The sequence below is a fragment of the Niveibacterium sp. 24ML genome (assembly GCF_026586805.1).
Lineage (GTDB): Bacteria > Pseudomonadota > Gammaproteobacteria > Burkholderiales > Rhodocyclaceae > Niveibacterium.
On sequence record NZ_JAPFHA010000015.1, the window covers coordinates 56583 to 73540 of the forward strand.

Annotated in this window: 16 protein-coding genes; 7 read left to right on the plus strand and 9 right to left on the minus strand. The window is 62.7% G+C overall.

What is annotated here, in order from left to right:
• Nucleotides 1-26: 26 nt before the first annotated feature.
• The 5 genes from OPU71_RS13550 to murJ all read right to left on the minus strand — a co-directional run bounded on the left by OPU71_RS13550 (nt 27) and on the right by murJ (nt 8629).
• Nucleotides 27-725, minus strand: a complete 699-nt coding sequence (locus tag OPU71_RS13550) for a TVP38/TMEM64 family protein (RefSeq protein WP_267728542.1) — start codon at nt 723-725, stop codon at nt 27-29.
• Between the two features lie 6 nt (nt 726-731).
• Entirely contained in the window at nt 732-4577 is a 3846-nt protein-coding gene (locus OPU71_RS13555) for a non-ribosomal peptide synthetase (protein WP_267728543.1), read from the minus strand.
• Entirely contained in the window at nt 4550-6364 is a 1815-nt protein-coding gene (locus OPU71_RS13560) for a patatin-like phospholipase family protein (RefSeq protein ID WP_267728544.1), read from the minus strand. The genes OPU71_RS13555 and OPU71_RS13560 overlap by 28 nt, the downstream gene beginning before the upstream one ends.
• Nucleotides 6365-6394: 30 nt before the next feature.
• Nucleotides 6395-7021 (minus strand): YbhB/YbcL family Raf kinase inhibitor-like protein, encoded by a 627-nt coding sequence (locus tag OPU71_RS13565; protein WP_267728545.1) that lies wholly within the window; start codon nt 7019-7021, stop codon nt 6395-6397.
• A 69-nt stretch (nt 7022-7090) separates the two neighbouring features.
• Nucleotides 7091-8629, minus strand: a complete 1539-nt coding sequence (gene murJ, locus OPU71_RS13570; RefSeq protein ID WP_267728546.1) for a murein biosynthesis integral membrane protein MurJ — start codon at nt 8627-8629, stop codon at nt 7091-7093.
• Nucleotides 8630-8765: 136 nt separating this feature from the next.
• Here murJ and rpsT point away from each other — a divergent pair, with 136 nt between their 5' ends.
• Nucleotides 8766-9038 carry a 30S ribosomal protein S20 gene (rpsT, locus tag OPU71_RS13575; protein WP_267728547.1) on the plus strand — a complete coding sequence of 91 codons (273 nt, stop codon included), beginning with the start codon at nt 8766-8768 and terminating at the stop codon, nt 9036-9038.
• An 85-nt stretch (nt 9039-9123) separates the two neighbouring features.
• On the opposite strand, the gene OPU71_RS13580 is transcribed toward rpsT, so the two are convergent.
• Nucleotides 9124-9402 (minus strand): DUF3579 domain-containing protein, encoded by a 279-nt coding sequence (locus OPU71_RS13580; protein WP_267728548.1) that lies wholly within the window; start codon nt 9400-9402, stop codon nt 9124-9126.
• A 295-nt stretch (nt 9403-9697) separates the two neighbouring features.
• On the opposite strand from OPU71_RS13580, the gene argF reads away from it, so the two are divergent.
• The 6 genes from argF to OPU71_RS13610 all read left to right on the plus strand — a co-directional run bounded on the left by argF (nt 9698) and on the right by OPU71_RS13610 (nt 14336).
• The gene (gene argF, locus OPU71_RS13585; protein ID WP_267728549.1) at nt 9698-10621 is read left to right on the plus strand and encodes an ornithine carbamoyltransferase; all 924 of its coding nucleotides are present in this window, start codon (nt 9698-9700) and stop codon (nt 10619-10621) included.
• A gap of 21 nt (nt 10622-10642) precedes the next feature.
• Entirely contained in the window at nt 10643-11020 is a 378-nt protein-coding gene (locus OPU71_RS13590) for a VOC family protein (protein ID WP_267728550.1), read from the plus strand.
• A 149-nt stretch (nt 11021-11169) separates the two neighbouring features.
• Nucleotides 11170-12399: an argininosuccinate synthase gene (locus OPU71_RS13595; RefSeq protein ID WP_267728551.1), complete on the plus strand. Its 1230-nt coding sequence runs from the start codon at nt 11170-11172 to the stop codon at nt 12397-12399.
• A gap of 135 nt (nt 12400-12534) precedes the next feature.
• Nucleotides 12535-13497 (plus strand): 6-phosphofructokinase, encoded by a 963-nt coding sequence (gene pfkA, locus OPU71_RS13600; protein ID WP_267728552.1) that lies wholly within the window; start codon nt 12535-12537, stop codon nt 13495-13497.
• Between the two features lie 209 nt (nt 13498-13706).
• Complete coding sequence (locus OPU71_RS13605) at nt 13707-13934, plus strand: DUF2788 domain-containing protein (RefSeq protein WP_267728553.1); 228 nt, start codon at nt 13707-13709, stop codon at nt 13932-13934.
• Between the two features lie 81 nt (nt 13935-14015).
• Nucleotides 14016-14336 carry a pyrimidine/purine nucleoside phosphorylase gene (locus OPU71_RS13610; protein WP_267728554.1) on the plus strand — a complete coding sequence of 107 codons (321 nt, stop codon included), beginning with the start codon at nt 14016-14018 and terminating at the stop codon, nt 14334-14336.
• A 53-nt stretch (nt 14337-14389) separates the two neighbouring features.
• Here the strand turns inward: OPU71_RS13610 and OPU71_RS13615 are convergent, their stop codons facing one another.
• The 3 genes from OPU71_RS13615 to OPU71_RS13625 all read right to left on the minus strand — a co-directional run bounded on the left by OPU71_RS13615 (nt 14390) and on the right by OPU71_RS13625 (nt 16869).
• Nucleotides 14390-14653: a hypothetical protein gene (locus tag OPU71_RS13615; RefSeq protein WP_267728555.1), complete on the minus strand. Its 264-nt coding sequence runs from the start codon at nt 14651-14653 to the stop codon at nt 14390-14392.
• Between the two features lie 115 nt (nt 14654-14768).
• Nucleotides 14769-16286, minus strand: a complete 1518-nt coding sequence (locus tag OPU71_RS13620) for a fumarate hydratase (RefSeq protein ID WP_267728556.1) — start codon at nt 16284-16286, stop codon at nt 14769-14771.
• 22 nt (nt 16287-16308) lie between these two features.
• Nucleotides 16309-16869: a TIGR00645 family protein gene (locus OPU71_RS13625; RefSeq protein WP_267728557.1), complete on the minus strand. Its 561-nt coding sequence runs from the start codon at nt 16867-16869 to the stop codon at nt 16309-16311.
• Nucleotides 16870-16958 lie beyond the last annotated feature (89 nt).

Below are 16958 nucleotides of genomic sequence, written 5' to 3' on the forward strand. Positions count from 1 at the left end.
CCCCCCCCCCCCCCCCCCCGGTGCGCTCATTCCGCTTCTTTCCACCAGCGCCGCAAGACGCTTGATCCAACCGCAAGCAGGGCCAGGGTCAGGCCGATGAAGCCCCATGTCAGCCAGTTCGGCTGCGTGGCCGCGCGGACGATCTGTTCGGCAAACAGCGCACTGAAGAACACCAGCGGCAGCATGCCGATTGCGCTGCCGAGCAGGAAGTGCCGCAAGCGGATGGCGCTCGCGCCGGCCACCATGTTCACCGCCGCAAACGGTGCCACCGGCACCATCCGCAGTGCGATGGCACTGACCAGCCCGCGTTCGCCGAGCCGCTTGCTCACGTGCTGCACGCGGGGGCCGGCCAGTCGCCGGATGACGTCGTAACCGAGCAAACGCCCGCACTGGAAGCTGATTGCGCCCCCCAGCGTGGCCCCCGCAAGGCTGTATGCAATGCCCAGGGCGGGGCCGAAAGCGAGTGCCGTAATCAGGGTGAGCAGGCTCAGGGGCACGGCAATCGCGCTCGCCACGGCAAAGCCGCCGATGGCCGCCAGGGCGCCGAACTGGCGCCCGCCGCTTCGAATGGCGGTGACCATGCGTTCAAGATCGATCACCTGCCGAAGTGGCGAGAACTGCCACGCCAGCGTCAGGGCAATCAGTGCCACCAAGGCCAGGGTGAATGCGCGACGCTTGCGATGAAGCTGTCGGGCGTCGGTATGGGCAATCGGTTGCTGGGGCATCGTGGCCTAGTCAGGGGTGTCAAACTCGCTGCGCAACACGGCCGCCAGTGCATCGACATGGCCGGCCTCGAAGACCGAGCCGTGCAGGCCGGTGATCTCGCGAATCCGCAGCTCGCCGTGGGGCAGCTTTTGCCAGGGGCGGAAGAGCCAGCGATCCCAGTTTGCCAGGCCCGATGACTTGATGAGGCAGGTGCGGCCGGCAAAGGCTTGCGGGCGATAGTCGTGCAGCGCCATGACCTGCGATACGAGCCCGGAATCGCTGAACATGGCGCCAAGCCGGCGCCCGTTCATGCTCAGTTCCTGCACATAGAGGTTTCGCGTCAGCCATGCGAGCAGGCGCCAGAATCGCGGGCGGCGCAGCAGGGGGCCGGGGAAAACGGTATCGATCAGGACCAGTTCACGCACTTCGATGCCGCGCGCCTGGAGGGTGCGTGCAGTTTCGAGCGCCGCAATGCCGCCCACCGAAAACCCGGCGATGGTCACCGCAGTGTGTGCGCGTGGCGCAATTTTGTCGGCGTACAGCGCGGCAAGTGCGCTCATGCTTTCGAACTTGCCGTCGTTAGGCGGTTGCAGCATCAGCAGGTTCACCCGCGGGCCCAGTGCGCGGGCCAGGGCCTGGAAGCGCAGCAGGTCGCCATGGCCCGAGGCGGCAAGGAAGACCGTGCGGTCGCCAAGCTGAAGGCCTAGCGGCAGTAGCAGCCGCGCCGGACCGGATGCTTCTTCGAGGGCGCTGGCCAGTTGGGCAACACTGGGGTTCTCGGTCAGCGTCAGCAGCGAGAGCTGTTTGCCGGTTGCGCGCTGAACGCCCGCGAGGATGTCGACGGCGGCCAGCGAGTCGCCCCCCAGTTCGAAGAAGTCGTGGTCGATGCCGATGTGCTCGCGCTTGAGCGCCGCTTCCCAGATCGATTGCAGCTCGCGTTCCAGTTCGGTGCGTGGCGCGCGGGGCGGCGCGTCGCCGGCATTGGCGGGCGGAATCGGCAGTGCGCTGTAATCGACCTTGCCCGTGTTGTTCAGCGGCAGGGCCGGCATGATCGTGATGCCACCGGGCAGCATGTAATCGGGCAAACGGCTGCGCAGGTGACGATGCAGGCTGGCGCTGTCTTGCGTGCTGGCCGCAACCCAGGCGTGCAGGCGCGCTGGGCCGTCCTGGTCGAGCACGCGCACGGCGGCCTGGTTCACCCCGTTGGCGGATAGCAGGGTGGCTTCGATTTCCGCCGGTTCGACACGATAGCCCCTGAGCTTGATCTGCCGATCGACCCGGCCAAGGAAGTGCAGCGCCCCGTTCTGCCCGATCCAGCCGCGGTCTCCGCTGCGGTAGATGCGCTCGCCCGCGAGGAAGGGGTCGGGCAGGAAGGCGTCGCGGTCCAGGTCCGGGCGGTTGAGGTAGCCGCGCGCCAGCGTGCCGCCGCCAATGTAGATGTCGCCCGCACAGCCAAACGGCACCGGCCGCCGCTGTGCGTCGAGCACGTAGATTCGCGTGTCGTCAATCGGCATGCCGACCGGCAGGCTGCTCGCGCCATCGTCTGCGCTGCATGGCCATGCAGTGGCGAAAATGCATGCTTCGGTCGGCCCGTACACATTGAACAGTCGCGCCTTGGTCTCGTTCAGAAAGCGCTGCGCGGTGGCCGGTGGCAGCACGTCGCCGCCGCAACAGGCAACGCGCAGTTTGAGCCCCTTGATTTCGGCCGCCGCATCAATGAAGCGCTGCAGCGTCGAGGGCACGAAGGCCATGATGGTGACCCCGTGCCGCGCGGCAAACTGGGCAATGGTTTCAGAGGCCAGGCGCCCCGGCGGCGGCAAGGCAACGCTGGCGCCATGGCTGAGCGGCAGCAGGAGCTCGATCAGCGCAGGGTCAAAGGTCAGTTGCGTGGCCTGGGCGGCGCAGTCTTGTGGCGTGATGGCGTAGGTGCGCGCAATCCAGCCAAGGCGCCGTGAGAGGGCGCCGTGTTCGACCAGTACGCCCTTCGGGCGCCCGGTTGACCCCGAGGTGAACAGCACGTAGGCGGGGTCGCTCGCGGTGGCCGCCGGCCAGTGCGGCGCGATCGGCGTGCTTGAGGGCATCGAGGCTGGCCGCAGCACCACCGGATGCAGGGGCGCCAGACGGTCGTGCTCTCTGGCGTCGGCAATCACGGCGGCGGCCTGGCTCTCGGCCAGCACGACGGCGATCCGCGCATCCGGCGCGTCGGCATCCAGGGGCAGAAAGGCGGCGCCGGCCTTCGCAATGCCGAGGATGGCGATGACCACATCGGCCGATCGCCGCATGCAAAGCGCCACGATGCTGCCGCGCGCCACGCCCGATTGCCGCAGGCGATGCGCGGTCGCCAGGGCCTGGCGATCGAGCTCGGCGTAGTCCATGCGGCCGCCGTCCCAGACCAAAGCCATCGCGTCCGGGTGGGCGCGGGCCTGGGCTTCAAATTGCTGGATGAAGGGTTCCGGGGATGCCGTGACCCGCAGCGCGCGATGCACGCCCTCGATCACGGCAACGCGTTCGCTCGCAGGCAGGATGTCAATCTCGTCAGCCCGCGCCTCGGGCTGGGTGGCCATGGCGCACATCACATGCCGCAGGCGCTCGGCCAGCAGCTGAACTTCGCCGGTGGCAAAGCAGGCGTTGCTGCCTTCGAGCACCAGCGCCAGGTCGCCTTCGGCATCGAACTCGCACACGGTGATCCCCAGCGGGTAGCGGGCGAGTCCGGGGAAGAGCTGCCAGGAGTCAATCGGCCCGGCGTCGCCGAACGTGACCGAGTAATCCTGGCGTTCGTAGGACAGCATCACGTCAAAAATGCTGTCGCGGTGGCTGCGGATGGCCTGCAGCTGGCGGGCGATTTCACTGAGCGGAAAACGCGCATGGCGCAGCGCGCTGCGCAAGCTGCGCGCGACGCTTGCGAGCAAATCGGCGACTGGCGCGTTCAGGTCAAGCGCGATCCGTAACGGGATCACGCCGACGAACATGCCCGGCGTGGCTTTGTGGCGCTTGCCGTTGCGATTGAGGCTGGGCACACCGATCACGACTTCGCCGACCCCGCGCGCGCGGCAGAAATACAGTGCAAGCGCTGCCAGAAACAAGCAAAACGCCGAGAGGCCCGGTGCGCTGGTGGTTTCGACGATCCGCGCATAGTCTCGCCGCGCGAGCGGAATGGCCGCGACGCTGGCGTGCGGCAGCGTTGCGTGCGCGGCCTGGCTGTCGCTGCGGAGGCTCAGCGCATGGCGGTCGAACAGGGGGGCAGGAAGCTGTGGCAGTTGCTCTGCCCAGAATTCGCGGTCGCGCCCGAACTCGGGCGAAGCCCGATAGTGCTGGCACTCGTCGATGTAGCGGACATAGTCACCGTCGGCCGGCGGCGCGGTGGTTTCACCGGCGGCGAGGGCGGCATAGTGCTCGCTCCAGCGGCGGAATACCTGGGTGGTGCCCCAGCCATCCATCACCAGATGATGGAACTGGATGATCACGCAGTGCTCGGTGTCGCTCTTGCGCAGCACCGCAATCCGCCACGGCGGCGTGGCGTCCATGACGAAGGGCTGTTGCAGCGAAGACTCCCACCACGACTGCGAGGCCTGCCGCATGTCTTCTGTGCTGTCTTGCAGCGTCAGCCATATCAAGGCCTGGCGGTAGGTGCTGAGCAGGGTCTGGCCGCCGCCCGCGTGCGGCACCAGCCGGAATACGTCGCACTCGTCGACCATGCGGTCGAGTGCGGACTGCATCAATTCGCGGCTGAAGCGGCCGCGCAGGTGCATCGCGCCGCCGATGATCAAATGCGGACTGGCGGGCCAGGCACGTTGATCGAGCCAGACTTCGTGCTGGCTCAGCGATAACGGGAGCTGGGAATCCGTCACCGTGGCAGCGTCTGGCGATCCCATTTCTCGATTTCTGTGCACGCGTAGCGATAGCCCGCTTCGACAATCTCGTTTGCGCGCCGGTAGGCCATCAGCGCGAATTCGGCCACCGGTGGTTCAAGGTAGTGATCGGCCATCGAGATGGTGCGCCCGCGTTGCGTCAGGCCGCCCATGTGACTGGCGCGATAGAGGATGTCGCCGATGCCCGGCGTGGGTGCAGCGTCGCTCGACAAGTGGCCCTTGATCTTGCGCCAGGGCGAGAGGCGTCGCATCTCCGCCGAGACTTGCAGGGCTTCCCGCACGTCGACGTCGATCGCGATCACGGTGCCATTGCCGCGCCGCTTCTCCAGCCTGGTCCCGAGGCGCGTGCGCATGGCTTCGACCGGTACGTTGTCGAGTATTGCGCCGTCGACCAGCAGATCCCCCTCATGCAGCACGGGTGGCAGCAGTCCGGCGGGCGAGTTGCTGGCGAGCACGGCGCGCCAGAGCGGGCCGCTTTCCTGCACGGTGGTGCAGGCGCGGCTCAGGTTGCAGGCCGCTGCAAAGAATGGCCGCCAGAGCGTATCAATGCTGATGTCGCCAAACATCTTGCGCAGGTCGCGTTCGATCCGGCGGCCGGAGAGAATGGATATCAGGGGGACAGCCGGGCGCTCGCCGCCGGTTGCAAAGGCCACCGTGTTTGCCTGGATCGCTTCGAGGCTTTCGCCGCATGCGAACTGGGCGCCGATCAATGCCCCCATGCTGTTGCCGCCGACCAGGTCGATCGGGATGCGGGCCTCGCGCAGTGCACGCAGCACGCCAAGGTGGGCAAACCCGCGGGCGCCGCCCCCACCCAGCACTACGCCGACTGCGCGCCCGGTGAGGAAGCGCGCCAGGCTGGCGTAGTCCTCTTCACTGCCGCGCCGGGTCAGGTAGACCCGCTCGACCTCTCGATCTGCACGCCAAGGCCCGGGGGCGGTGGGTTGCGAGGCCGTGGCGCCATGAACCACCACGATGTGGTGGCGTTTGAACGAGAAGCCGGCGTCTTCACGAATGCGCAGTTCCAGCGCGCCAGCAGCGGGCGCGCTGTCAGCGGGCGCTACGAAGATCACTTGATCCGCCTGCCGCACCGCAAATCGCGTCCAGGCTGTCAGGCTCGCTTCGGCTTCGTAGATCAGGTAGTCGGCGTTGATTTCCAGCTGGTCGATCGGGCCGAGCCGACGGGCGATTTCGCTGTCGCCTTCGCCATCTGCAATGGTGGCGAGTGGACTTAGGTGGCGCACCCGCTCATGCGAGAGTGCCTTCGCCAATCCGCGTGCAAGCAATGTGGCTTCATTGCCGGGCTGCAGCGGCACGATGGCGAAGGACTGGGCCCGGCGATGCTCGCTCAGCTGCGGGATGTGCCGCAAATAGTGATAGATGGCCTGCGAGAAGACCTCGCTGAAGACCAGCGGGCTGGCGTTGAGCAAGGCCTCGTAACCGCTGCGCGTGAGCGCCGCGACGGTGGAATCGCGCAGGGCGATCACGTCATTGGTGCGTTTCTGGCGCAGGATCATGCCGGCTTCGCCGATGCATTCACCCGGGCACAGTTCGTTGTAGAGCAGAAGGCCGCCATCGCGGTCGCGGCGCGATACCCGCAAGCGGCCCGAGAGCACGATGATCAGGCTGTCGGCGGGTTCCCCTTCGCGGAACAACAACTCACCGGCGGCGACTCGCAGTGGGCGAAGGTTGTCGACCAGCTGCGCCATCGATGTGTCGTCGAGTTGGCAGAAGAGCCGACTTGCCTTGAGGATTTCGATGACACCGAGTTCGCCGCCGCTTTCATGAGACATCTGGACTCCGCAGGTGGAGGGGCCGTGTGGTCAAAGTGCAACGGATGGATTCAGTGTGTAACGGCCGAAGATCGACGCTTCTGAAATGGTGTGCGCGGCAATTGCCTGGCGCACCTGATGGCCGTCGAATCGCCCGCTCAATGGCAAGTGGGCGATGGATAGCGCGTAAAGCGTAAAGATGTAGCGGTGCGGGCGCTCATCGTTCCAGGGCGGGCAGGGGCCGTCATAACCGTGGTAGTCGCCCGCCATCTGCGGATCGCCCGCAAACCAGCCGGTGTAATCGTTGATGCCTTGCCGCATGAACTCATTGCTACCGCCGGGCTTGCCGCGCGGGGTGATGCAATCGCTCATGCTCCCCTCGGCGATTTCGTTCACATCAGGGGGAATATCGATCAGGACCCAGTGAAAGAAATCCACCCGCGGCAGGTCGGCGGGTACCGTGCGATCTTCCTTGTTCACATCGTCACCGTGGCTGGGTACGTCCGGGTCGTGGCACAAGAGCACGAAGGAGCGTGTGCCCGCTGGCGCTTCAGACCATGCCAGATGCGGATTGCGGTTGTGTGAGAGGGCAATGTGCCCTTGCGGCGATTGAATGGCGAACGCGAAGGCGCCGTCGATTGGCGCGCCATTGCCGATGCTGCTACTCCAGAGTTTCATGCGGTGTCTCCCTGGGTGCGGGGGCCAGCGTTTACTCAGTGCCGGCGGTCTGAACGTCGAATGCCTGCTTCAGCTGCGCCGCTTCAGATCCGATATGCGAAGCCCAAGCGCAAACAGCACAGCAAAATAGCTCGCTGCGCCAGCGAACACAACTGTGCCCAGCATGCCGACGCGAACCAGTCCGTGCATTTCCAGCCATTGCGCTTCGCTGCCCATGCCAAACCAGAGCACGATCGCCATCACGCCCAAGGCGCCTGCCAGGCGCAGCGCGAAGCGTCCCCAGCCCGGTTGCGGCATGAACACCTTGCGTTGGCGCAGTCCTCGGTAAAGCAGGAATGCATTGAGGCTGGCGGCAAGTCCGATTGATAGCGCGAGGCCCGCGTGCGCGTGTGTGAGCGTGGAGATAAAGACGAGGTTCAGCGCCTGCGTCACCACCAGTGTCAGGATCGCGATCTTCACCGGCGTGCGCACGTCCTGGCGGGAATAGAACGCCGGCGCAAGGATCTTCACCAGGATGATGCCGGTCAGCCCGACCGTGTAGGCCAGCAGCGCAGCGCGGGTTTGTTCGACGTCGACGCTGTTGAACGCACCGTAGTGAAACAGTGTTGTGATCAGGGGAATTGCAAGGATCGCAATGCCGAGTACGGCCGGAAGCGTCAGGATCAGCGCCAGGCGCAGGCCCCAGTCAAGCAGCGCCGAGAACTCCTCCGGCTTGTCTTGCGCATGCAGCTTGGAAAGGCTTGGCAGCAGGATCGTCCCCAGTGCTACCCCGAGCATGCCCGAAGGGAACTCCATCAGACGGTCAGCGTAGTAAAGCCACGAGACGCTGCCGGTGGGCAGGAAGGATGCAAACACCGTGTTGATCAGCAGGCTGATCTGCGCAACCGATACGCCCACCGTTGCAGGCGCCATCAGCTTGAGCACGCGTCGCACGCCGGGGTCGGACCAGTCTGGTCGGAACCTTGGCAACATGCCGATCTGCTTGAGCGCGGGCACCTGGAACGCGAGCTGCAACAGCCCGCCAAGAAACACCGCCCAGCCCAGCACCAGCACGGGCGGATCGAAGTAGGGCGCGGCAAACAATGCCATGCCAATGAATGAAATATTCAGCAGGACTGGCGTAAATGCGGGCACCGAGAAGCGGCTCCACGCATTGAGGATGCCCCCGGCCAGCGCGACCAACGCCATGAACAGAATGTACGGAAAGGTGATTCGCGTCAGCTCAACCGTCAGCGCGAACTTGTCCGCATCTTTGGCAAAGCCAGGGGCTGTGACCAGGATCACCACCGGGGCGAAGATCACGCCGAGCAGGGCTACGAACGCGACCGCCAAGCCGAGCAGGCTTGCGACGTGGTCCACCAGCGCCTTGGTTTCCGCTTCAGAGCGCTTGTTCTTGTACTCTGACAGAATCGGCACGAAGGCCTGCGAGAACGCGCCTTCGGCAAACAGGCGTCGCAGCAGGTTCGGAAGCCGGAAGGCCACCACGAATGCATCGGTATAGACGCCGGCGCCAAAGGCGCGGGCGATGACGAAATCCCTGACGAAACCGAGAGTCCGTGACAGCAGCGTCATGCCGCTGACGGTGGCGAGAGCTTTGAGAAGGTTCACTGAAAACGCCGCAAGAGAGCCAAGCAAGCGATAATAGCGACCCCCGCAAGTCTATGCCAACTAAAGGCTTGCCATACTGCCGGAATGTCGATAAAATCGCCGGCTTTCTGTACGAATACTAACTGGACGTTCCAACATGGCCAACTCGGTACAAGCCCGCAAACGCGCGCGCCAGGCGCTCAAGGCGCGAGCTCACAACGCCAGCCTCCGTTCACGCCTGCGCACCGCGATCAAGGCGGTTCGTAAGGCCATCGATGCGGGCGATCAGGCTGCTGCAAAGCAAGTCTTCGAACAGTCGATGAGCACTATCGACTCGGTCGCTGACAAGAAAATCGTTCACAAGAACAAGGCTGCTCGCCACAAGTCGCGTCTTTCCGCCGCGATCAAGGCGATGGGTGCTGCCGCCTGAGCCCTTGCGCACGAACTGAAAATGGCTTCCCTCGGGAAGCCATTTTTGTTTGTGCGACGCGCGTCGAGCGCCCGATGCCGGTGGCTCATTCTTCAGCGAGGGCGTCGACCTGCAAGTCGTTGTCTTTGGCGAAATTGGCCAGAAAGTTGTAGGCGAGCGGCTCAAGTTCGTGCAGGCGCTTGTCGACGACGACACACTTTTCGCCGGTAAGCGTGCAGCCAGGGCGCACGTACGGTGAATAGCGCATCCGCTTTTCTGCGCCGAAGGCCGACATGATGCCGCAAAGGCGATCCGCCCAGTCGCTGGGGCGAAACGTGCGCCCTTCCCGGGTGCGGCCAATGATGACAAAGCTCTCAAACGACATGGCTTGCTCCGCGGGCTGACGAGGGATTCTGGCCTCGCCGCACGACCGGTCCGATTCTTGTTGTGACAGCGATTCTAGCAGAGCGGGAGTGGGCTCCAAAGGCGAACGGAGGCGTATGGTGTGCAATCGATGCTGCGCCAGGAAGTTGCATTGGGTCGACGTGATTTCTTGGCTGCCGTAAAATTAAAGGTTCCTCTATGCGCCTGACGTCAGCCTGACGATGGTGCATGGCTTCAATCACGCATTGCACGATACCGGCCGCCTGATGATCCAGATGCGGCCAAGCGAGACAAAGATGGCGCCGAAGCACTTCCTGCAGTTCAACGATTTTTCGCGCGAAGAGTTTGATTACCTCTTTGAGCGTACCCGCTGGATCAAGGACAAGTTCAAGCGCTACCAGCCCTACCACCCCTTGTTTGACCGCACCTTGGTGATGATTTTCGAGAAGGCCAGCACGCGGACGCGCTTGTCCTTCGAGGCGGGGATGTTCCAGCTGGGGGGCTCTGCGATCTATTTGAATACCCGTGACTCGCAGCTTGGACGTGGCGAGCCGGTTGAAGACGCCGCGCAGGTCATGTCGCGGATGTCCGATGTGGTGATGATTCGCACCTTCGAGCAGGCGATCATCGAACGCTTTTCCGCTCATTCCCGCGTGCCGGTCATCAATGGCCTCACCAACGAATATCACCCCTGCCAGATCATGGCGGACATCTACACCTGGATCGAACACCGCGGCCCGATTCAGGGCAAGACGGTGGCCTGGATCGGTGACTCGAACAACGTGTGCAACACCTGGTTGCAGGCGGCAGAAGTGCTTGACTTCAATGTCCACGTTTCCACGCCGCCCGGCTACGAAGTCGAGGCCGAGCGGGCGAACCTTTACGGTACCGGGCACTTCGAGCAGTTTGCCGATCCGATGGAGGCGGCACGGGGTGCCGACCTGATCACCACGGACGTGTGGACCTCGATGGGTTTTGAGGCGGAGAACGCGGCGCGGATAAAGGCCTTTGCAGATTGGCAGGTCGACGGCGATATGATGCGCGTCGCCAATCCGGACGCCTTGTTCATGCATTGTCTTCCCGCGCATCGTGGGGAAGAAGTCTCGGCCGAGGTGATTGACGGTCCGCAAAGCGTGGTTTGGGATGAGGCCGAGAACCGCCTGCATGCGCAGAAGGCGCTTCTGGAGTATCTGGTGATGGGGCGTGTCGACGGCAAGTGATCGACCAAGGAGGCTTGCACCATGATTGATCATATGACGTTTCGCGTGACTGACATCGATCGCAGCAAGGCCTTCTATGCTGCGTGCCTTGCGCCGCTTGGCTATGTTGCCGCTTACGATGCCGTGCATGACGGAGTCCGGGTAGTGGGATTCCAATGCGAGAGCAAGATGGATACCTGGTTCGTCAGCGCGCCCGAGGCGTCGACACGCTGCCATCTCGCGTGGCTGGCGAAAGACCGGGCAAGTGTTGATGCGTTTCACGCGGCCGCGATGGCTGCAGGTGCCGTGGATAATGGCGCGCCGGGACTTCGACCGCACTACCATCCGGACTACTACGGGGCGTTTGTGATTGATCCCGACGGCAACAACGTCGAGGCGGTCTGTCACGCCCCGGTTTGAGATTTGCTGGCCCCCGAATGCCGGGCGGGGGCTGTGTTGGATCCTGTTCGCGCATCGGCATGCTCAGCGCGGATGGTGACCTTCCCGGCTTGTATGTAGCACCTTGAGCCTGCCGTTGGGTGTTGCGTCGGAAACATCGAGGATTCGAAATGAGCGAAGTGAAGAAAGTCGTCCTGGCGTACTCCGGAGGCCTGGATACCTCAGTGATCCTGAAGTGGCTGCAGGATACCTATGCCTGTGAGGTGGTGACGTTCACCGCCGACCTGGGGCAGGGCGAAGAGCTTGAGCCGGCGCGTGCCAAGGCGCTGAAGTTCGGGATCAAGCCCGAGAACATTTTCATCGACGACCTGCGCGAAGAATTCGTGCGTGACTTCGTCTTCCCGATGTTTCGCTGCAACACGGTGTATGAGGGGGAGTACCTGCTCGGCACCTCGATCGCCCGCCCGCTGATCGCGAAGCGTTTGATCGACATCGCGCGCCAAACGGGCGCTGACACGATTTCGCACGGTGCCACCGGCAAGGGCAATGACCAGGTTCGTTTCGAACTGGGCGCTTACGCATTGATGCCGGGTGTGAAGGTCATTGCACCCTGGCGCGAGTGGGATCTGCTTTCGCGTGAAAAGTTGCTTGCCTATGCCGAGCAACACGGCATTCCTGTCGACATGAAACACAAGAATGGTGGCGCGCCGTATTCGATGGACGCGAACCTGCTGCACATCTCGTTCGAAGGCCGCCACCTCGAGGACCCGAAGAACGAAGCGGAAGAATCGATGTGGCGCTGGACGGTCTCGCCCGAGGCGGCGCCGGATGCGCCGGAGTATGTGGATCTGGAGTTCGAGCGTGGCGACGTTGTGGCGATCAACGGCACCCGGCTGGCAGCGCATGAAGTGCTGGCCAAGCTCAATGAGCTGGGAGGCAAGCATGGTGTTGGTCGCCTTGATCTGGTCGAGAACCGTTATGTCGGCATGAAGTCGCGTGGTTGTTACGAAACGCCGGGAGGCACGATTCTGCTCAAGGCGCATCGCGGCATTGAGTCAATCACGCTCGACCGCGAAGTGACGCACCTGAAAGACGATTTGATGCCGCGCTACGCCAGCCTCATCTACAACGGTTACTGGTGGAGCCCCGAGCGGCGCGCGCTGCAAGTGCTGATCGACCACACGCAGGCCAATGTGAACGGTTGGGTGCGGGTCAAGCTTTACAAGGGTTCGGTGTCGGTGGTGGCGCGCGATTCGAAGGACACTTTGTTTGACCAGACGATTGCGACCTTCGACGACGATGGCGGCGCATACAACCAGGCAGATGCAGGAGGTTTCATCAAGCTCAATGCTTTGCGTATGCGGATCGCGGAAAATGCCCGGCTCAAGCGCGGTGGCTGAGCTTATTGAGTAGTATGGGCCGCCTTCGGGCGGCCCTTGTGTTTCCAGCGATCGCACCTGCATGGGTGCGTGTTGCTCAAGCTGGGCTTCACCATGCGGAGTACCCCCTAAGTCCATAAAAGAATGAGGCGCAGAATGATCAAGAAAATTGGTGTCCTGACCAGCGGTGGCGATTCCCCGGGCATGAACGCGGCGATCCGCGCGGTGGTCCGCGCCGGGCTGTCCAGCGGGCTCGAGGTTTACGGCATCCATGACGGCTATCTGGGCTTGCATCAGGACCGTATCGAGAAGCTTGAGCGTTACAGCGTGTCGGACGTGATCAACCGTGGTGGCACCTTCCTTGGGTCTGCGCGTTTCCCTGCATTCAAGGAGGAAGCGGTGCGGCGCGAGGCGATCCAGAATCTCAAGAAGCATGGCATCGAGGCGCTGGTTGTCATCGGCGGTGATGGCTCGTACATGGGCGCCAAGAAGCTGACCGAAATGGGTTATCCGTGCATCGGCTTGCCCGGCACGATCGATAACGACATCGCCGGCACGGATTTCACCATCGGCTTCGATACCGCCTTGAATGTCATTCTCGAAGCGATTGACCGTTTGCGTGATACCTCCAGCTCACACAAGCGGATCTCGGTGGTTGAGGTGATGGGGCGGCATTGTGGCGATCTGGCAATGTCGGCAGCGGTGGCCGGCGGCGCAGAGTTCGTCGTGGTGCCCGAGCAGCCCTTCGAGAAGGCTTCCCTGCTGGCTCAGATTGATGCCGGCATTGCGCGTGGCAAGCGCCATGCGCTGGTCGTGATCTGCGAACATGTGACCGACGTGAATGCGCTGGCGAAGGAAATCGAAAGTCGCACCGAACTGGAGACCCGCGCAACGATTCTTGGGCACATCCAGCGCGGCGGCTCGCCGACTGCGCGCGACCGCTTGCTCGCAAGCCGGATGGGCGCGTTTGCGGTCGAGTTGTTGCTGGCCGGCCACGGTGGGCGTTGCATCGGCTTGCAGCACAACCAGATGGTTCATCACGACATCATCGATTGCATCGAGAACATGAAGCGCCCGTTCAACCAGGAATTGTTCGACCTCAGCGCCAAGCTCTTCTGATCCGGCGCGGATTCGAATCCAGAGGCCGCCGTCTGGCGGCCTTTTTCATTGGCGCTTGTCAGCAAGCCGTCAGGGCAAGTTGCTGAAATGTAGGCGTTTTTCTGATTGTGCAGTGCAGGGGGCGGCAGTAGAATCGCGCCGTCCCAGAGCTTTGTCCCAATCGCGTTCCAGGAGCGAGGATTCGGACAAATCCAAGTCTGAGAGTTGCCATGGAAACCGTCACTGTCTTTGGTTTGAGCGTCGCGGAGTTTGAGGATATCTCCCTCAAGCTCTTTCTGACCGCGCTCATCGCCTACATGTTCTTCATCATCTGGAACCTTGCCCGCGAGTCGAAGGCGGGCAAGATGGGGACTGCTGCGCTGTTTTTTGCGCTTGGCACGGGCATGTTCGGCTTTATGGCCAAGTCGGTCATCGCGAAGATGCTCGGTATCGAGTGAAGCGCTTCTCTGCGGGGCAACGAAGGGCCACGGCTATAATCCGTGGCCTTTTTCATTTTTCAGATCAATTCGGAGATTTCGATGTCTGCAGCGGATCAGTTCGATGGGGTGTCGGTCGTCAAGAAGGCCAACGTTTACTTCGATGGCAAGTGTGTCAGCCACACTGTTCAGTTTGCCGATGGCACGCGCAAGTCGGTCGGCGTGATCCTGCCGTCAAGCCTGACCTTCAATACCGGAGCGCCGGAGGTCATGGAAGTGATTGATGGTCGATGCCGCGTTCAACTGGCGGGTAGCGATACGGTGACCGAGTATGCCGCCGGCCAGTCTTTTGACGTGCCGGGCAACAGCAGCTTCAAGATCGAGACCGTCGAGACGCTGCACTACGTTTGCCATTTCGGCTGAACAATACTCCTGCAGGGCGTCCGCGCCGCTGGCACGGTCGCCGCTGCGGCGTTCTAGCGCTGTTCCGCGCCACGGATTGCAAGGGCAGGGAGCGGCAGGGTGTGGCGATCATCGATCATGCCCGAGAACTGCAAGCACTTGATGTTCGCGACCGGGTAGGCAAGGATCGTTGATTCGGTTTCGACCACGATCCATGGGCTTTGCAGGAATCGTTCGATGCTGATTTTCTTTGCCGCGTCGGTTGGCGACTGTTCCGGAAAGGTGAAGGTTTCCTTTTTGCCGTCGATGAATTCGATGACGAGGTAGCGCGTCGACATGAGGCAACTCCTTTCTTGATCGGGTGTTGGTGATTATGCGCGCTGGCAGCGCCAAGAAAAAAGCCCGGACAAGTCCGGGCTCTTTTCTTGGCGGCGGCTGGCCGTGGCGCAGGCTTCAGGCGCTGGTGACCGGGATCTTGCCGATCCGGCTTTGCCATTCCTTCGGCCCGGTCTGGTGGACCGATGTGCCCAGCGAGTCGACCGCGACGGTCACGGGCATGTCCACCACATCGAATTCGTAGATCGCTTCCATGCCCAGATCCGCGAAGCCGACCACCTTGGCCGACTTGATGGCTTTGGAGACGAGGTAAGCCGCGCCGCCCACCGCCATCAGGTACACCGACTTGTGTTTCTTGATCGCTTCGATCGCCGCGGGGCCGCGCTCGGCCTTGCCGATCATGCCGAGGAGGCCGGTTTGCGCCAGCACCTGTTCGGTGAACTTGTCCATGCGCGTGGCGGTGGTGGGGCCTGCCGGGCCGACGGCTTCGTCACGCACCGGGTCGACCGGGCCTACGTAGTAGATGAAGCGGCCGGCCATCTCAACCGGTAGCGCCTCGCCCTTGTTGAGCATGTCCACCATGCGCTTGTGGGCGGCGTCGCGGCCGGTCAGCATCTTGCCGTTGAGCAGCAATACGTCGCCCGGCTTCCAGGAGGCGACTTCCTCGCGGGTGACCGCATCCAGATTGACGCGCTTGCCCTTGGAAGCGTCATAGGTGAGGCTGGGCCAGTCGGCGAGAGAGGGCGGGTCGAGGTAGACCGGGCCCGAGCCATCGAGCACGAAGTGCGCATGGCGGGTGGCCGCGCAGTTGGGAATCATCGCCACCGGTAGCGAAGCGGCGTGCGTCGGGTAGTCGAGGATCTTCACATCCAGCACGGTTGTGAGGCCGCCGAGGCCCTGCGCGCCGATGCCCAGCGCGTTGACCTTTTCGTACAGTTCGATGCGCAGTTCCTCGATGCGGTTCTGGGGGCCGCGTTTGAGCAGCTCCTGCATGTCGATCGGGTCCATCAGCGCTTCCTTGGCGAGCAGCACCGCCTTCTCGGCGGTGCCGCCGATGCCGATGCCCAGCATGCCCGGCGGGCACCAGCCGGCGCCCATGGTCGGCACGGTCTTCAGCACCCAGTCGACGATCGAATCCGACGGGTTGAGCATCACCATCTTGGACTTGTTTTCGGAGCCACCGCCCTTTGCGGCAACGGTGATGTCGAGTTTGTCGCCAGGAACCATGGTGTAGTGGATCACCGCCGGCGTGTTGTCCTTGCTGTTCTTGCGGGCACCGGCCGGGTCGAGCAGGATCGAGGCGCGCAGCTTGTTGTCCGGGTCGTTGTACGCCCTGCGCACGCCTTCGTTGATAGCGTCGTCGATCGATCCGGTGAAGCCTTCCCAGCGCACATCCATGCCGACTTTGACGAAAACGGTGACGATGCCGGTGTCCTGGCAGATCGGGCGGTGGCCCTCGGCGCACATGCGCGAGTTGATCAGGATCTGCGCCATCGCGTCTTTGGCTGCCGGGCTTTCTTCAAGCTCGTAGGCGCGCGCCAGGTTGGTGATGTAGTCCACCGGGTGGTAGTAGCTGATGTACTGCAAGGCCGCGGCGACGCTGTCGATCAGGTCGCTTTGATTGATGGTGCTCATGTGGTCTCTCCCCCCGGATCGATCAGTGGTTTTTGCTCATCAGCAAGGTGCTGTTCATGAGCTTGTCGGTGTAGGCCATCACCAGCGCCGAGACGACGAAGGTGACGTGAATCGCAATCTGGTACATCACCTGATGCTCAACAACCATCAGCTGGAATTCGTTGCCTGCCTTGCTCATCTGGTTACCAACATCGATGAATACCTTGAGCAGGTGGATCGACGAGATACCGATCAACGCGGTGGCAAGCTTGATCTTCAGCACACCGGCGTTTACATGACTAAGCCATTCAGGCTGGTCGGGGTGACCTTCCAGATCCAGGCGCGAAACGAAGGTTTGATAGCCACCAACGATGACCATGATGAGCAGGTTTGCGACCATCACCACATCGATGAGGCCCAGCACGATCAGCATGATGTCCACTTCAGTCAGCGTGGTCGCGTGCGACACGAGGTGGACGAGTTCGCTAAGGAACTTGTAAACGTAAACACCTTGCGCAAAGATCAGCCCGACGTAGAGTGGGGCTTGCAGCCAGCGGCTGCCGAATATGAATTTCTCGAGCGCATTGATGGTCGGATTTGACATGTTTTGGGTCACTCGCATGGGGTTGGCGTGAAGCGCGGCAGTCGCCGCAGTGCAGCAAGCGATTCTAGCAGGGCCTTCTTGTGCGCTTG

What these genes read in the sequence shown, in the direction of transcription:
- OPU71_RS13555 (WP_267728543.1), bottom strand. Translation starts at nt 4,577, where the DNA reads ATGGGATCGCCAGACGCTGCCACGGTGACGGATTCCCAGCTCCCGTTA.
- OPU71_RS13625 (WP_267728557.1), bottom strand. Translation starts at nt 16,869, where the DNA reads ATGTCAAATCCGACCATCAATGCGCTCGAGAAATTCATATTCGGCAGC.
- OPU71_RS13550 (WP_267728542.1), bottom strand. Translation starts at nt 725, where the DNA reads ATGCCCCAGCAACCGATTGCCCATACCGACGCCCGACAGCTTCATCGC.
- OPU71_RS13620 (WP_267728556.1), bottom strand. Translation starts at nt 16,286, where the DNA reads ATGAGCACCATCAATCAAAGCGACCTGATCGACAGCGTCGCCGCGGCC.
- pfkA (WP_267728552.1), top strand. Translation starts at nt 12,535, where the DNA reads ATGATCAAGAAAATTGGTGTCCTGACCAGCGGTGGCGATTCCCCGGGC.
- OPU71_RS13590 (WP_267728550.1), top strand. Translation starts at nt 10,643, where the DNA reads ATGATTGATCATATGACGTTTCGCGTGACTGACATCGATCGCAGCAAG.
- rpsT (WP_267728547.1), top strand. Translation starts at nt 8,766, where the DNA reads ATGGCCAACTCGGTACAAGCCCGCAAACGCGCGCGCCAGGCGCTCAAG.
- OPU71_RS13605 (WP_267728553.1), top strand. Translation starts at nt 13,707, where the DNA reads ATGGAAACCGTCACTGTCTTTGGTTTGAGCGTCGCGGAGTTTGAGGAT.
- OPU71_RS13595 (WP_267728551.1), top strand. Translation starts at nt 11,170, where the DNA reads ATGAGCGAAGTGAAGAAAGTCGTCCTGGCGTACTCCGGAGGCCTGGAT.
- OPU71_RS13565 (WP_267728545.1), bottom strand. Translation starts at nt 7,021, where the DNA reads ATGAAACTCTGGAGTAGCAGCATCGGCAATGGCGCGCCAATCGACGGC.
- argF (WP_267728549.1), top strand. Translation starts at nt 9,698, where the DNA reads ATGGCGCCGAAGCACTTCCTGCAGTTCAACGATTTTTCGCGCGAAGAG.
- OPU71_RS13615 (WP_267728555.1), bottom strand. Translation starts at nt 14,653, where the DNA reads ATGTCGACGCGCTACCTCGTCATCGAATTCATCGACGGCAAAAAGGAA.
- OPU71_RS13580 (WP_267728548.1), bottom strand. Translation starts at nt 9,402, where the DNA reads ATGTCGTTTGAGAGCTTTGTCATCATTGGCCGCACCCGGGAAGGGCGC.
- OPU71_RS13560 (WP_267728544.1), bottom strand. Translation starts at nt 6,364, where the DNA reads ATGTCTCATGAAAGCGGCGGCGAACTCGGTGTCATCGAAATCCTCAAG.
- OPU71_RS13610 (WP_267728554.1), top strand. Translation starts at nt 14,016, where the DNA reads ATGTCTGCAGCGGATCAGTTCGATGGGGTGTCGGTCGTCAAGAAGGCC.